The 14,134-nt window shown below is 64.0% G+C and carries 13 protein-coding genes; 2 read left to right on the forward strand and 11 right to left on the reverse strand.

Annotated elements, in window-relative coordinates:
* Positions 1 to 11: 11 nt before the first annotated feature.
* From ACTXG5_RS18565 to ACTXG5_RS18600, 8 genes are read right to left on the reverse strand one after another with little or no spacing between them, the layout of a single operon-like run.
* On the reverse strand, positions 12 to 1,478 hold the full coding sequence (locus tag ACTXG5_RS18565; RefSeq protein ID WP_445160184.1) for an MCE family protein: 1,467 nt from the start codon (positions 1,476 to 1,478) through the stop codon (positions 12 to 14).
* A complete protein-coding gene (locus tag ACTXG5_RS18570) occupies positions 1,479 to 2,600 on the reverse strand; it encodes a virulence factor Mce family protein (protein ID WP_445164489.1) in 1,122 nt (373 codons plus the stop codon). It abuts the gene before it with no gap.
* Between the two features lie 38 nt (positions 2,601 to 2,638).
* Positions 2,639 to 3,931 (reverse strand): virulence factor Mce family protein, encoded by a 1,293-nt coding sequence (locus tag ACTXG5_RS18575; protein ID WP_445160185.1) that lies wholly within the window; start codon positions 3,929 to 3,931, stop codon positions 2,639 to 2,641.
* Positions 3,928 to 5,199: a virulence factor Mce family protein gene (locus tag ACTXG5_RS18580; protein WP_445160186.1), complete on the reverse strand. Its 1,272-nt coding sequence runs from the start codon at positions 5,197 to 5,199 to the stop codon at positions 3,928 to 3,930. The genes ACTXG5_RS18575 and ACTXG5_RS18580 overlap by 4 nt, the downstream gene beginning before the upstream one ends.
* A complete protein-coding gene (locus tag ACTXG5_RS18585; RefSeq protein WP_445160187.1) occupies positions 5,196 to 6,224 on the reverse strand; it encodes a virulence factor Mce family protein in 1,029 nt (342 codons plus the stop codon). Before ACTXG5_RS18585 ends, ACTXG5_RS18580 begins: the two co-directional genes overlap by 4 nt.
* Complete coding sequence (locus ACTXG5_RS18590; RefSeq protein ID WP_445160188.1) at positions 6,221 to 7,600, reverse strand: MCE family protein; 1,380 nt, start codon at positions 7,598 to 7,600, stop codon at positions 6,221 to 6,223. The genes ACTXG5_RS18585 and ACTXG5_RS18590 overlap by 4 nt, the downstream gene beginning before the upstream one ends.
* A gap of 2 nt (positions 7,601 to 7,602) precedes the next feature.
* Positions 7,603 to 8,454 (reverse strand): ABC transporter permease, encoded by an 852-nt coding sequence (locus ACTXG5_RS18595; protein WP_445160189.1) that lies wholly within the window; start codon positions 8,452 to 8,454, stop codon positions 7,603 to 7,605.
* 9 nt (positions 8,455 to 8,463) lie between these two features.
* Positions 8,464 to 9,237 carry an MlaE family ABC transporter permease gene (locus ACTXG5_RS18600; RefSeq protein WP_445164490.1) on the reverse strand — a complete coding sequence of 258 codons (774 nt, stop codon included), beginning with the start codon at positions 9,235 to 9,237 and terminating at the stop codon, positions 8,464 to 8,466.
* A 281-nt stretch (positions 9,238 to 9,518) separates the two neighbouring features.
* On the opposite strand from ACTXG5_RS18600, the gene ACTXG5_RS18605 reads away from it, so the two are divergent.
* Together ACTXG5_RS18605 and ACTXG5_RS18610 are read left to right on the forward strand one after the other, a co-directional pair.
* Positions 9,519 to 9,911: a limonene-1,2-epoxide hydrolase family protein gene (locus ACTXG5_RS18605; protein ID WP_445160190.1), complete on the forward strand. Its 393-nt coding sequence runs from the start codon at positions 9,519 to 9,521 to the stop codon at positions 9,909 to 9,911.
* A gap of 64 nt (positions 9,912 to 9,975) precedes the next feature.
* Positions 9,976 to 11,169, forward strand: coding sequence for a TetR/AcrR family transcriptional regulator (locus ACTXG5_RS18610; RefSeq protein WP_445164491.1), 1,194 nt, complete (start codon positions 9,976 to 9,978; stop codon positions 11,167 to 11,169).
* Between the two features lie 34 nt (positions 11,170 to 11,203).
* Here ACTXG5_RS18610 and ACTXG5_RS18615 read toward each other — a convergent pair whose 3' ends face one another.
* From ACTXG5_RS18615 to ACTXG5_RS18625, 3 genes are read right to left on the reverse strand one after another with little or no spacing between them, the layout of a single operon-like run.
* A complete protein-coding gene (locus tag ACTXG5_RS18615; protein WP_445160191.1) occupies positions 11,204 to 11,974 on the reverse strand; it encodes an SDR family oxidoreductase in 771 nt (256 codons plus the stop codon).
* On the reverse strand, positions 11,971 to 13,041 hold the full coding sequence (locus ACTXG5_RS18620) for a 3,4-dihydroxy-2-butanone-4-phosphate synthase (RefSeq protein WP_445160192.1): 1,071 nt from the start codon (positions 13,039 to 13,041) through the stop codon (positions 11,971 to 11,973). Before ACTXG5_RS18620 ends, ACTXG5_RS18615 begins: the two co-directional genes overlap by 4 nt.
* A gap of 19 nt (positions 13,042 to 13,060) precedes the next feature.
* Positions 13,061 to 14,128, reverse strand: coding sequence for an alpha/beta fold hydrolase (locus ACTXG5_RS18625; protein ID WP_445160193.1), 1,068 nt, complete (start codon positions 14,126 to 14,128; stop codon positions 13,061 to 13,063).
* Between the last annotated feature and the right edge of the window lie 6 nt (positions 14,129 to 14,134).

Here is a 14,134-nt window from a genome sequence, read left to right on the forward strand (position 1 = left end):
TGTCATCGTCGTCAGCTCCCTGGTGGCAGCAACATCGTCTGCCATGTCTTGTCTTTCGGCGCGGTTCGAGCCAGGTCCGATCGCGTGTATTGATGGCCGTCGGGCCCGGTATAGGTGCCGGTGGATGGGTCGTACTGGGCGGCGGCGATGGGTGGCGGCACCGGCCCAGGCCCCGGGGGACCCATCACAGTCGGCGGCGAGCCGGGCGGCAGCTGCGGGATGTCCTGGCCGGACAACGTGGCGTTGGGGTCGCCTTTCCAGTTGTAGCCGTCGTTGAGCGGCACGTACTGTTCGCTGCTCTCGCACAACTTCACGGTGGGTGCGCGCTTGGCGGGCACGGTCTCACACGCGATGTTCCGGGCGCCGCGGACGTTGAGCTGCGAATCCTGCGGAACCCTGCAGTACAGATCGCCGGCCGGGCGCCCCGGGTAGTCCTCGGAGGTGGGAACGCGCTGCTGTTGGGCCGGCAGGAACCCCGTAGTGCACGGTGGCGGCAAATTGAGGTTGAGGTTGAAGCTCAGATACTGACCCCGATATGCCTGCTTGGTGTTCAGGTTGGCAAGGATGCCGGCCTGCTCGGCGCTGATGGCCATCGGGAATACCACCAACAGCTGTTCGATGTCGTTCTGGTAAGTGAGCGCGACCTGACCGACGCTGACGAGGTTGGCCAACAGGAGCGGCAAAGTGGGTTGCACGCGCTCGATCAGTTGACGCATCTCCCCCAACGCGGGACCGCCCTGGTCGATGACGTGAGCGACAGTTGCGTCGTGCGTTTGCAATTCAGCTGTGAGCGTCGCCAGGTGTGATGCCCACTCCGCGATCGCGTCCGACGTGCGGCTCTGCGAATCGAGTACCGGTTGCGCTTGGTCGATCAGCGCCACCAGCGGGTCAAGATTCTTGCGGGCATCCGCCGCTAGGTCCGACGTCCCCATGATCAGCCGGGACAGTTCCGGACCAAGCCCGCCTACCGCGATGTACGACTCGTCGATAACGGTCTTCAAGTTGTCGTGAGGTATTGCTCCCAAAGCGGTATTCGCGGCGCTCAGAAGGGCGTTGATGTCGGGCGGCACCGAGGTATCGGCCAGCGGAATCACGTCGCCGTCCTTCAGCGGTGCCGAGGTGGCGTTGCGGGGCAACAACTCGACAAACGATTCGCCGATTGCGGTGTGGCTGTGCACCTCGGCTTTGAGGTCCGACGGAATATCGATGCCGGACTTCAACGACAGCACTGCTTGGACGCCGGTGTTGGTCAGCCGCACCGATTCCACCCGGCCCACTTCGAAGCCGCGATAGGTGACGTTGCCCGTGTCATACAGCCCGCCGGCTTCCGCCAGCTCCATCTTCACCGTGTAGCGGCCGACGCCGAACAGCATCGTCGGCAGCTTGACGAAATGCAGGAAAGTGACGGTCAGCACGGCCACCGCAATCACGCAGAAGATGGCCAGCTGAATGATGATACGTCGCGGTAGATGCAGCATCTAGGGCCCCTGGTCCCAGCGGTATGCGGTCGTCAGCGGATTGCCGGGGGTGCCCCGATAGCCTGCGGTGCACGGGCTGGGGAACTGGCCGATGGTGCGACCCCATTGCAGCTCGAGCTGGGTCAGATGGCACTCCCACCGGGTGCCGGTCAAGAGGCCCTGGTCGAGTCGACTGAGCGTGAGGTCGACGATCGCGGTCAGGTTCGCGTAGTCGCCGCGCTGGAAATTCTGGAATGTCTCGTTCGGAAACGGGAAGGTGGCCAGCAGGGACAGCGATCGGGTCAGACTGGGCCCCGCGTTGGCAAGCGACTCCAGCACCGGCCCGACTTGCTGTAGTTCCTTGACCAGGTTCGCTTTTGTTTTGTTGACCGAATCGACGGTCAGGGCACTGAATTTGCTCAACTGATCCGCCGCTTCAACGAGCTTGTCCCGCTCGTCGTTGAGCACCGCGAGGGCGTCGGGGACCGTCGCCAAGGCCCGATCCAGGACGGGTTGCTGGGCGGCGAACTTGCCGACCAGGCGGTTCACGCTGTCGGTGGCCGCGATGATGTCACCGGACTGGTCGTTGAGGGATGCGGAGAATTTGTCCAGCTGCCCGATCAGGCTGCGCACGTCGTGCTCCCGGCCGCGAAACGCGGTGCTTAACGCCTCGGTGATATCTTGAATCTGGCCTAGCCCACCGCCGTTGAGCACCAACGACAGCGCCGCCAACGTCTGCTCGGTGCTCGGGTAGGCACCCCCGCGCGCCAGCGAAATGACTGAGCCGCTGCGCAATTGTCCTTGCGGCGCTTCGCCTTTCGGAGCGCTCAGCTCGATGTGGTAGGAGCCCAGCAGGCTGGTCGTGCCGATTTTCGCGGTGGCGTTAGCGGGCAGGCTGACGTCACCATTGAGCTGCATGGTCACCAACGCGTGCCAGCCCTGACGTTCGATTTTCGTCACGTGGCCCACCGTCACGTCGGCGACGCGGACCCGTGAGTTCGGCTGAATATTGTTGACATCCGGCATCTGCGCCTGGACCACGTACGACCCCGGCCCGTCGCCCTGGGTACCGGGGAGTGGCAGCGAATTCAGGCCGCGCCAACCACATCCAGATAATCCGGCCATGACCACGACCACGATCATCAACAGACCCGTTGCCGAGCGGCGCAAGTCGACGATTCTCACGAGCCACCTCCCGGCGGCATCATCATTCCGCGTAGGCCGGCGGCGGGCTCGGTCGTCACCGTCTCGCTCACCGGCGCACCCGGAGCCGGCTGCGGCAGGTTCGTGGCCGGCGGAACGTAGTCGGGGCGCATCGAATCCTCGCTGTAGGTAACCTCGTTGGGCCTGGCCTGCGCCCCGACGAAGAGGTTCTCCCCAAACGGCGGGTAGTTGTATTGGCGGTTCTTCACAATCGGCGCCATGTACTGCGCGCAGAGTTTCGCCGCTTGTTCGCCTCCCAACCGGGAGGCCGCCTGAATTGCGCCGCACAGGAAGGCGATTGGATTCGCCATGTTGTTGCCGGCCAGCGCGCCGGTCAGCGCACCGTTGGCCGGCTCAAAGATATTGTTGAAGTTCTGCAACACCGTCGGGCTGATGTGCAGTGTCTGCTTGATGTCGTCGAGGCTGTCGACCAGCACCTTGCTGATCGACGTGAGCTTGTCCGATGTCGTACCTATGGCTTCGCGGTTCTCGGCGGCGAAGCTCTGCACGTCGGCCACGACCGCGTTCAGGTCCTCGGCCGCTTGAGCGACTTTGGTGGGGTCATCGGTCAGCACCGACGAAACCGCGGCCAAGTTGTGGTTCAGTTGCTCGAGCAGATCTGCGCTGTCGTGCAGCGCCGTCACCAGAGTCGACAGATTTTTCAGCGTGGAGAAGATGTCTTTGCTATGGTCGCCGAGCGCCGAAACCGCCTGCGACAGTTTGATAATGGTGTCGCGGATGGTCGGGCCTTGCCCGCGCAGGTTGTCGGCGGTGGTATTGATGAGTGCCCCCAGCGTGCTCACGCCGCCCGGCTGGGTGGGCTTCAACAACTCGGTCAACCGCTGAAGTTGGGCGCGTAGGTCATCCCACTCGACCGGCACCACGGTGCGGTCCTGGCCGATGACCGCGCCGTCAGCCATCAGGGGACCGCCCGTGTAGGGCGGCGTCAGCTGGATAGCCCGGCCCGTGACCAATTGCGGCGACAGGATCGCGGCGTTGGCGTTGGCGGGGACTTTGTACTTGCGGTCGAACGAGAACGAGATCTTGGACCGCAGCGGCTGCGGTTCGATGTTGAGTATCTTGCCCACCGGTACACCGCGGATGCGCACATCGTCACCGGCGAACACGCCGTTGCTGTTGTCGAAGTAGGCAACCACGACGGTGCGGGCGGCTTCGCCTGCGGTTCGCATCGCGACGATCACCCCCGCGACGAGCACCAAGATGAGGGTGGTCGCCAACACGGAGCGGGCACGCCGCGGCCTTTTCGTCACGGGGTTCCGCCGGGCTGCTGCGCGGGCGGCCCGGGCGGTGGGCCGCCGGCCGGTGGGGCCGCGGGTGGCTCGCGGTAGGGGTAGCAGCCGGGACCGGGCAATGGCACGCCCGGCAAACCGCACGGATGGTCGCCGGGATTGCCGGTGATCGCGTCGGGCAGATTCAACCGCGGCTCGCCGGCCTGGCCGGTCCGCGGATACGGGACGGGCAACGCTGGAGTTCCGGGTTGGCCGGTTGGCGGGTCCGTCAGCTGTGACGGAAGCAAGGTGGCCGGGTCCAACCCCAAGTCGGAGAATGCGGCACTGATGAACGGTTGCACGAACTGTCCCGGCAGCAGATTCACCACGTACGCCTTGAAAAAGGGGCCGGACGAAAGCGACTCGCCGAGCGACATCACGTAGGAGTTGATCAGCGGGATGGCCTTGCGCACCCGGTCCTTGCGATTTTCGACGATTGCCAGCACTCCGTTGAGCTTGTCCAGCGCCGGCCGGAGTTGCTCTCGGTTCTCGGCGATAAAGCCCTGTAATTGCCCCGACACCGCCGAGATATTCGTCCAGATCTGTTCCAGAGCAGCGCTTTGCGTCCGCAGCTGTGCCAACAGCGCGTTGGTGTCGCGCACCAGGCTGACGATCTGGTCGGTGCGCTTGGCCAGCACTCCCGTGGCTTTGGCCGCGTTATCCAGCAGGCCACGCAGTTGGGTGTCGCGCTCATCGAGTGTTTGGGCGAGGCGGGCCACCCCTTTAAGCGCGCTCCTGAAATCCGCCGGCGTATCGGCGAAGGTCTGAGCCATTGTGTCCAGCGATTCGGACAGCCGGTTGGTGTTCAGTCCGCTGATCGTGGTGGCCAAATCGCCCAAGGCGTCGGGTAACTGGTAGGGCGACATCGTCCGCTCGATCGGGATCGGCCCGTCGAGCCGGCCGTCGCCACGGGGTAAGACGTCGAGGAACTTGCTGCCCAATAGACCCTTGGTTTTGATCGCCACCTCGGTGCGGTTTCCGAGCCGAATGTTGTTGTCGACCTTGAACTTGACCAGCACGCCGGGCCCGTCGAGTTCGATGCTGGACACTTTTCCCACCGGGTAACCAGAGATTTCTACGGTGTTGTCCGTTCGCAGCCCGCCTGCGTCGGCGAAATAGGCGGAAACACTCTTGCCCTGATCGAGAAATGGCAGCTTCTGGTATTGCAGCGCGGCCAGCACGACTCCGGCGATTGACACGATGCCGACTGCGCCGACGATCAGCCCGTTGCGTTCAGCGAAAGATTTCATTTCGGCGCACACCGTCCGGTGGCCTGACCGGCCACCTTGATGTACACCGGCTGGCCGCCCTTGCCGTTGACCTTGAGCACGACATCGCAGAGGTAGAAGGCGAAGAAGTCGCCATACATGCCCTGACGGACCAGTGCCTGGTATTTGTCCGGCAGCGTGTTGAGCAGATTGTCGAGGTAGTCGTGGTCGGCGAGTGCGACGTCTGCGACCCGATCGGTCTCGTGCACCACCTTCGAAAACGGCGCACGGGCCTGCGACAGGAGATCGGTGATCGAGGCGGTAGCCGCGTTCGTATAGGCCACCGCGTTGGAGATGTCAGTCTTGCGTTCTGCGAGCCCGTGCACCAACTGCGATAGCGCCGTTACCGCCTTGTCCAACCGATCACTTTGGCCCCCAAGCGAACCCAACACCACGTTGAGGTTGTTGACCACCTGTCCGATGAGCTGATCTCGGTCCGCCAACGTGTTGGTCACGGCCGCGGCCTGGTCCAGAAATGACGCGATGGTGGGGCCCTGTCCCTGAAACGTCTGCAGCAACTGTTCGCTCAGCGCATTTACCTGCTCGGGGTTCAGCGCACGAAACAGTGGTTTGAAACCGCCGATCAGGGAATCCAGATCGAGTGCCGGTTTAGTGCGCGCCAGCGGAATCGTTTGGCCCGCACTGAGTATCGCCGGGCCGCCGGCTCCTTCTTCCAGCGCCAGGTAACGGTCGCCGAACAGGTTGTCGTATCGGATCACGGCCTGGGTTCCCTGCGTGAGGGTGACCGAGTTGTCGGCGGTGAACTCAACCCGCACCGTCGCGTCCGGGTTGATGGAGATCTTCTCGACCTCGCCGACTTCAACGCCGGCGATGCGGACCAGCTTGCCCTGCTTGAGGTTGGACACATTGGAGAACTCGGCGTAGTACGTCTTGCCGGCACCGAAACGCACCTCCCCGAAGACGGCAACCAGCAAGCAAGCGGTCAGCAGGCAAACCGACAGGAAGATGCCCAGGCGCACTACGACACCTCTGAGGTTCTCCGTCACGGCTGCTCTCCCGGCGTCGAACCCGTTTCCGGTTGGGGCGCTCTCATTTCCGACGGCGGAGGCGGCACCCCAGGCCACAACGGCACTCCGCCCGGTCCATATAGCGCCGCGCCGTACGGCGGGCCACCAGGGTTCGGCCCGACGGCCGGGCCGGGAATGCATTGGCGGATCGAGGGCGGCTTGGGCGCAGCGCGGGTCACCGGGAAATAGTCGGCCCAGCACGGATGCCCGAGGCCGGGGTTGGGCCGAATATCGATTCCGGTCCCCCACCCGGTGTTGGTGACAAGCTCGCGGACCGGGAAGTTCTTGGTGGCATCCGGGAGCGATCCACACCCCGGCCTGCCGCCGGGGCCGCCCCTGGCGGCGACAAGGGGCAGGTTGTCGGGATAGGCATAAGGGTCGTTGCCCAACAACAGTGCGACGTCGAGTTGCAGCGTCCGGCCATCGGCACCACCCCACGCCGCATAGCCGCCGTTGTCGAGATACCACTTGGTGCCCTGCAGGAAGCAGGTGTATTCGGGATTGTATTTGTGCAGCAGGTTAGTGGTCGGCTCGAGGATGTTCACCGATGCAACGAGATTGTCCCGGCTGTAACCGAGCAAGTTGGCTCCGGAATTCGATACGCCAATTATATTGAGCAGCAAGGAGTCCAGTTCATTTGAATGACTCACGATGGTCGCGCTGGTCGTGCTTGCGGCGTTCAGGATCGTCAGGATGTCCTGGGCGGCAGCACTATAGGTGTCGCTGAAGTTCCTGAGCGATCGCCAGTCCTGGCGGATGGTTTCGCTGCGTGCGTTGAGTGCCTGCAGCACCTGGTTGAGGTCGGTGGTGGCTTTACCTATCCGTTCTCCTTGCCCGCGTACGGCATCGGCCACCGAGGTCAGCACCGCGTTCAGTTTGAGCGGGTCGATCATGTTGAGTAGGTCGACGACGTTCTCGAACACGGTGTTGATCTCCGTGCTGACATTCTTCGAATGCAACACCGCTCCGGCGGACAGTCGCGCACGACTCGGGTTCTGCGGTATCACCAGGTCAACGAACTTGGCGCCGAATGCGGTAGTGGCGCTGATCTGCGCCTCGACATTGGCGGGGATATAAGGGATTTGGTCGGGCTCGATCTCGAGTTTGAGGCTGCTCCCATTCTTGTCGCCGCCGATCTGGTTGACCCGGCCGACCTGCACACCGCGCATCATGACCTTGGCGCCGGTGTCCATCACCAGCCCGGAGCGGTCCGCGCTCAGCGTCACTGGGACGTAGGACCGCAGCGTGCCGTTGAAGGACATCGCCGTGACGAGCACGACCACACCGATCGCCGCGAACAGGATCAGCGTCCACCATGCGTCGTGCAGACGGTGTCTACCTGGCCCGCGACTCATGCCTAGCTCGCCAGGTGGAAGTTCGGGGACTGGCCATAGATGGCGAGCGTCATGACGACGATCGCGATCGATGCGAGGACCATCGAGGCGCGCACAGCCCGGCCAACGGCTTCGCCGACCCCGGCGGGCCCGCCGTGTGCGGTGTACCCGTAATAGGTGCACACCAGCATGATCATCAGAGCGACCACGACGACTTCAAACGACGACCACAGCACATCGGTCGGGCGCAAGAACGTGTTGAAGTAGTGGTCGTACACGCCGGACCCCTGCCCGTAGACGGCTGTGGTGCCAAGGCGAGCAGCCAAATACGCCGTCATGAGCCCCACACAAAACAGCGGGATCGCAACGGCCACTCCCGCCAGTACTCGCGTGCTCGCGAGGTAGCTCACGCTGCGGATACCGATCACCTCGAGCGCGTCGATCTCCTCGTTGATCCGCATCGCCCCCAGCTGGGCGGTGGCGCCGGCACCGACGGTGGCGGCCAGCGCGACCATGACAGTCCCCGGCTGAATCTCCCGGGTGTTGAAGAAGGCAGACGCGAAACCGGTCAAGGCTTCCACGCCCACGGAGGCGAACTGGTTGTAGCCCTGCACCGCCACGATCGCGCCAGTGGTCATCGCCAAGAACCCGACGATGACGACCGTTCCGCCGATCACCGCGAGAGTCCCGACGCCCAAACCCATTTGGGCGATCACCCGCAGCAGTTCGCCGCGGTAGTTCATGACCGCATCAGGAATGCCCGCGACGGTGCTGGCGTAGAACCGTACCTGTGATCCCATCCGAGTCCATTCGCCCACAATGGCTTTCGCTATGCGCTGCACTCGCGTAGGGCTGCTCGGAACACTGACCGTCATCGGTTCACCTCACGACACCATGAATGGCATACCGACGGCGGTGACGATGATGTTGATGAGGAACAAGACGATAAAGGCAAACACCACGGTCTCGTTCACCGCCCGTCCGACGCCGGCCGGGCCACCTCCGACCGACATGCCCTTGTAGCAGGCGATCAGCCCCGCCATCAGCCCGAATAGCGTCGCCTTGATCATCGAAATGATGACGTCGATCGTGTGGGTAAGGGTGGTGAGACCGGCTACCCACGCGCCCGCCGAGACGTGCATGAGAAATACGGAGCAGAAGAACGCGCCGATTAGGCCTGTCGCGGTCACCACCGAACTGAGGGCCAGGGAGACCGTCGTCGCCGCCAGCACCCGGGGAACCGCCAGCGCTTGGATCGGGTTGATGCCCATGACCCGCAGCGCGTCGAGTTCTTCACGAATGGTGCGCGCACCCAGATCGGCACACATGGCGGTGGCGCCGGCGCCCGCGACGACCAACACCGTGACGATCGGGGCGCTTTGGTCCACCGTGAAGATTGCGCATCCGGTGCCGGAAAAATCTGCGGCACCGATATCGGTGAGCAGGACATTGAAGAGGAACCCCGAAATCACCGCCCACGGGATCGTCATCAACACCCCCGGCAGTGTCGATACCCGCGCCACGAACCAGCACTGAAATAGATATTCACGCCACGCGAACGGTGGCCTGAACATGGACACGAACGTGTCCAGTGTCATCGCGAAGAAGTCGCCCATCGCGCGGACCGGCTTTGCCGCTTGGTCGACCACCATCACCATCGCGGGGGGCACCGCCTGGACTCGATGCGGTGTCGTCGGGTGGAGTTGCTCACGTTATCCCCCGGACAAGGTCGAAGTGGGCGAGTGACATCCGCGAGGGTACGCGGCACGCCGCCCTCATGTCCATAGCCAATACGCACATTTGTCTCTGACAGATTCGTAAATAACGAAGCAAATAGCTACTTATGTGTGATGATGTATCTTGATAGTACTGTTCGGACACCGAACGGATGTCCGCGTCCGCGACTGTGCTGCGGCGACATTTGACGAGGAGTAATTCGGTGACCGACACCAAGGAAGCCAGCGAGAAGCTCGTCCGGGACTTCCTCGGGTCCTGGGAGGCGCGCAACTTGGAAAGCATCTGCAGCGGCTTCGCCGATGACGCGGTCTACCACAACGTGCCGGTCAAGCCGATCGAGGGCATCGTCGCCATACGCGCGGTTTTCCATGCGTTTCTGGATGCGTTCTCCGATGCCAAACTTGACATCCTCACGCTGGCCGCCGAGCCCGGCGTGGTGCTCGCCGAACGCATCGACTACTTCACGATGAACGGCGGCCGGAAAGTCGTGCTCCCGGTGACCGGCGTGTTCGAGGTCGAGAACGGCAAGATCGCCCGCTTCAGCGACTACTTTGACCTCGCGGACTTCGAGGGGCAGAGCGGGATGAAGCTGTAGCCGATGCTTCTGGCAGGATTTGTCATTCCGGTGCGCACGAAGGGGGTTCGAGTCGATGGCGACCATGAAGATCCCGGCGCAACCCGTTAGGCGCCGCCCGAAGGACCGAAAGCAGCAGATTCTGGAACAGGCCGTTGGGCTCTTCATCGACCGTGGCTTCCATTCGGTCAAGTTGGAGGACATCGCCGAAGCCGCGGGAGTCACCGCGCGTGCGTTGTATCGCCACTACGACAGCAAGCAGGCGTTGCTCGCCGAGGCGATCCGCACCGGACAGGATCAGTATCAAAGTGCGCGTCGTCTGACCGATGGCGAGGCGGAGCAGACTCCGCGGCCACTGAACGTCGATCTACCGGATCTGATCGCAGCGGCCATCGCGTCTCGCGCCTTAACGGTGCTATGGCAGCGCGAATCCCGTTACTTGAATGAGGGCGACCGAGCGGAGGTCCGGCGCCGTATCAACGCGATCGTCTCCGGCATGCGCGACAACGTCGTCCTGGAGGTGCCCGGTCTGAGTCCGCAGCACTCGGAGCTGCGGGCGTGGGCGGTGTCCAGCACGCTGACCAGCCTGGGAAGGCACAGTCTCACGCTTGGAGCCGATGAACTCAAAGACCGCCTGTACCAAGCGTGCATGGCCGCAGCGAGGACAACTCCGGTTTGCGAGTTGCCGCCTCTCGACGCTGTGCGCGACGAGGAAGGTGTGCTGTTCTCCCGCTACGAGACCCTGCTGGCCGCGGGTGCGCGACTGTTCCGTGCTCAGGGTTATCCGGCCGTCAGCACCAGCGAAATCGGCAAAGGGGCCGGAATCGCGGGCCCCGGGTTGTATCGCTCCTTCTCGTCCAAGCAGGCCATCCTGGATGCACTCATCCGCCGTCTCGATGAGTGGTGGAGCCTCGAGTGCATCCGCGCCATACGTACGAATTCCGAAGCGGCGCAACGCCTGCACGGGCTGGTCGAGGGCCATGTCCGGATCAGCCTGGATGCTCCGGACCTGGTTGCCGTGTCCGTCACCGAACTGTCACACGCTTCAGACGAAGTGCGCGACGGTTACCTGAGAAACCAGGCCGACCGCGAGGCCGTGTGGATCGAGCTCATCCGCAAGGTGGTGCCCGCGACTTCCGTCGCCGAGGCTCGCCTGCTCGTTGCGGCGGCGATCAGCTTCATTGAAGACGTCGCTCGCACATGGCATCTCACGCGCTACGCCGGAGTTGCCGACGAAATCACCGCGATCGCGCTGTCCATTCTGACCAGCCGATCCTGATCCGTTCGCGCGAGATTGCGCCCGTCACGGCGCGTCACCACAGCGCGGCGATAGTGCCGCCGTCGGCGATCTGTGTGGTCCCGGTGATCATCGACGCGTCGTCGGACAGCAGGAAAGCCACGATGCTGGCCATCTCCTCCGGTGCGGCCATGCGGCCCTGCAAGCGGGCGATCATCGAGCGTGCGCCGCCTGGTCCGAGTGCCTCGTCGAACATCGTCATCGCGGTCTGCTGCATCGGGGTGTCGACGAATGCCGGTAGGAGCGCGTTGGCGCGGATGTTGGACGAACGCAATTCCGCCGCGGTGATGCGGGTCAGGTGGCTGATGCCGGCCTTGGACATGCCGTATGCCCCAGTGCCGCCGACGGCGATATGGCCGGCGAGCGACGACATATTCACGATCGCTCCCCCGCCCCGCTCGATCATCCTGGGTGCCGCATGTTTGGTACACAGCCACGCGCCCCGCAGGTTGATCGCGATGACCCGGTCGAAGTCCTCGACACGAGTGTCGAGGATCGACGCCATATGAACCACACCGGCATTGGCGACGAGTCTGTCCACGCCGCCGAACGACGTGGCGCAGGCGTCGACCATGCCGATGATCTGTTCCTCGTCGCTGACGTCGACCTGATAACCGATTGCGCCAGAACCGATTTTCCGTGCGGCCGCATCGGCCGCAGCGCCGTCGATGTCCGCGCACAGCACGCTGCAGCCCTCGGCGGCGAGTCGCTCCGCAACCGCCAGACCGATCCCGGCACCGGCGCCGGTGACGATCGCGGCCTTACCGGCGAGGTCTGGATGGTTCAACCCGCAACCGCCAGCGCTTGAGCACCTATGCCGTGCTCGCGAATTGCCCCGAACATCACAAGGCCAAAGCCTGGCATGTCATCGGAGAGTTTGAGGGCATACACCCCGAGATCACGCAGGATCCACGCCACGGTTTCCGACACTTGGCCGGACACGTCATGCCGGGCGAAGAGGCCACAGGCCCGTGGCTGTCCGGATGGACGCAGATAGACAACCATGCCGCTGCCCTGAGCCGACATCCTTGCCAGCGCGCTATTGAGTTCGGCGCCGCATCGGCACGCTTTTGACCCGAACACGTCCCCCGTCAGGCACTCGACGTGGACGTGAAGCGGCACAGGCACTCCGGCACCGGCCGAGCCGATGATCATCGCCAGATGCTCACCGCCATCGTGTACATCGCGGAAGCCGATGACGCGCGAATCGCCGGCCCAGGTGGGCAGGACGGTTTCGGTCAGCCGGACCGCCTGGGGTTCGGTCCGGCGCCGATACGCGACAAGCTCCTCGATCGAGACGAGGGCCAGCCCGTGTTCGACGGCGAATTCGGTCAGCTCAGCGCCGCGGGCCATCAGCGCGGGATTGCGCCGCGAGACGATCTCGCACAGCGCGGCCGCCCGCCGCCGCCCGGCAAGGCTCGCGAGGTCGACGGCCGCCTCGGCGGCCCCAGGCCGCCCAAGCACCCCGTCACTTCCGGCCTGCAGCGGGACCACGTGTCCCGGACGATGGAAATCCGAAGCCTCAGATGCGGCGGATGCCAGTGCGGCAGTGGTCCGAGCGCGATCTCGTGCCGAGATTCCGGTGCCCGTCCCGCGAACGTCGACCGACACACACAACGCCGTATCCCGGTGACACATGGGCGGGAGATTCAGCCGCTCGCATTCGGCACCCGGCAGCGCGACCCGCACATACCCGGAGGTATGGCGAACCATGAAAGCGAGCAGCCGTGGAGTTGCGGTGTCGGCCGCAAAGACAAGATAGCCGTCACTGTCCGAATCGCCTGTGACGACAACGGCTTGGCCCGCCGCCATCGCGGCAACAGCGCGTAATACCCGCACATCGGTGGTCTTCATCGACACTCCACCTAACCCACTAATGCAGTCCGGCAAGGAAATCGAGCAGGAAGCGGTTGGTCTCCTCGGGTGCTTCCTGCTGGATCCAGTGGCCGACGTCGGCGATCATATGGGTGCCGCGGTAGTCCGTCATGACCTCACCCGCGCGTTCGACCGCCTCGGCTCCCCAGGTGGTGCCGACGTCGTACTGCCCGCCGATGAACATCGCCGGTGGGGTGAGCGGCTTGCCTTCCTGATCGGCGAGGTCGTGCCAGTCGTTGTCGATGTTGTGATAGAAGCTCAACGGGCCGCCAAAGCCGGAACGCTCGAATTCGGCTGCGTAGAAGTCGACATCGGCGTCGGTGAACCAGGCTGGCATCGTCTCGGGGTAGACGAACGCGTCTTTGAGTCGGGCGCCTTCGGCCATGCAGAGCGGGCCGGCGCGGATCACGTCGATCGGATCCATGGAGGCCAGGTCGACGCCAGCATCGACGGCCACTTTGGTGGCCGCGATCATTCCCTCACCGGAGACCGTGTAGGTCAGCCCGAGCAGCCACCCGCGCACGTCCTCCTCGATCTCGGCGATGATGCCATCCTGCGCGGAGAAGTAGTCCTGGTACCAGATGCGGCCTTCGCCCGCGAGTTCGACGTGATAGTCGTTGGGACGATGCTCGCCGAAAGGACTGCCGGGCAGGCCGATTACGCCGCGGCCGGCGAATGGAACGCTGATGCCCACCACTCCGGCGCACCTCTCCGGGTGGAGCCAGGCGAAGGTCCAGGCGACCGGCGCGCCCCAGTCGTGACCGATCACGATAGCTTTTCCGGAGGCCTGTTCCTCGCTGTAGGCGTCGATGACCCCGACGACGTCGCCGACCAATTCCTTGATGCGATAAGCCGATTGCACGCGGTACTTCGACGATCGCCCGTAGCCGCGCTGGTCGATGGCCACCACGCGGTAGCCCGCGGCGGCGAGCGCGGGAATCTGATTTCGCCACGAGTACCAGGACTCCGGGAAGCCGTGCAGCAGCACTACCAACGGTCCCTCGCCGTCCTCGACGGCATGGATGCGGGTGCCCCGGCAGTTCAAGATCCGATGAACCTGCGACATCTTCGC

The sequence above is a fragment of the Mycobacterium sp. Dal123C01 genome, from assembly GCF_052566995.1.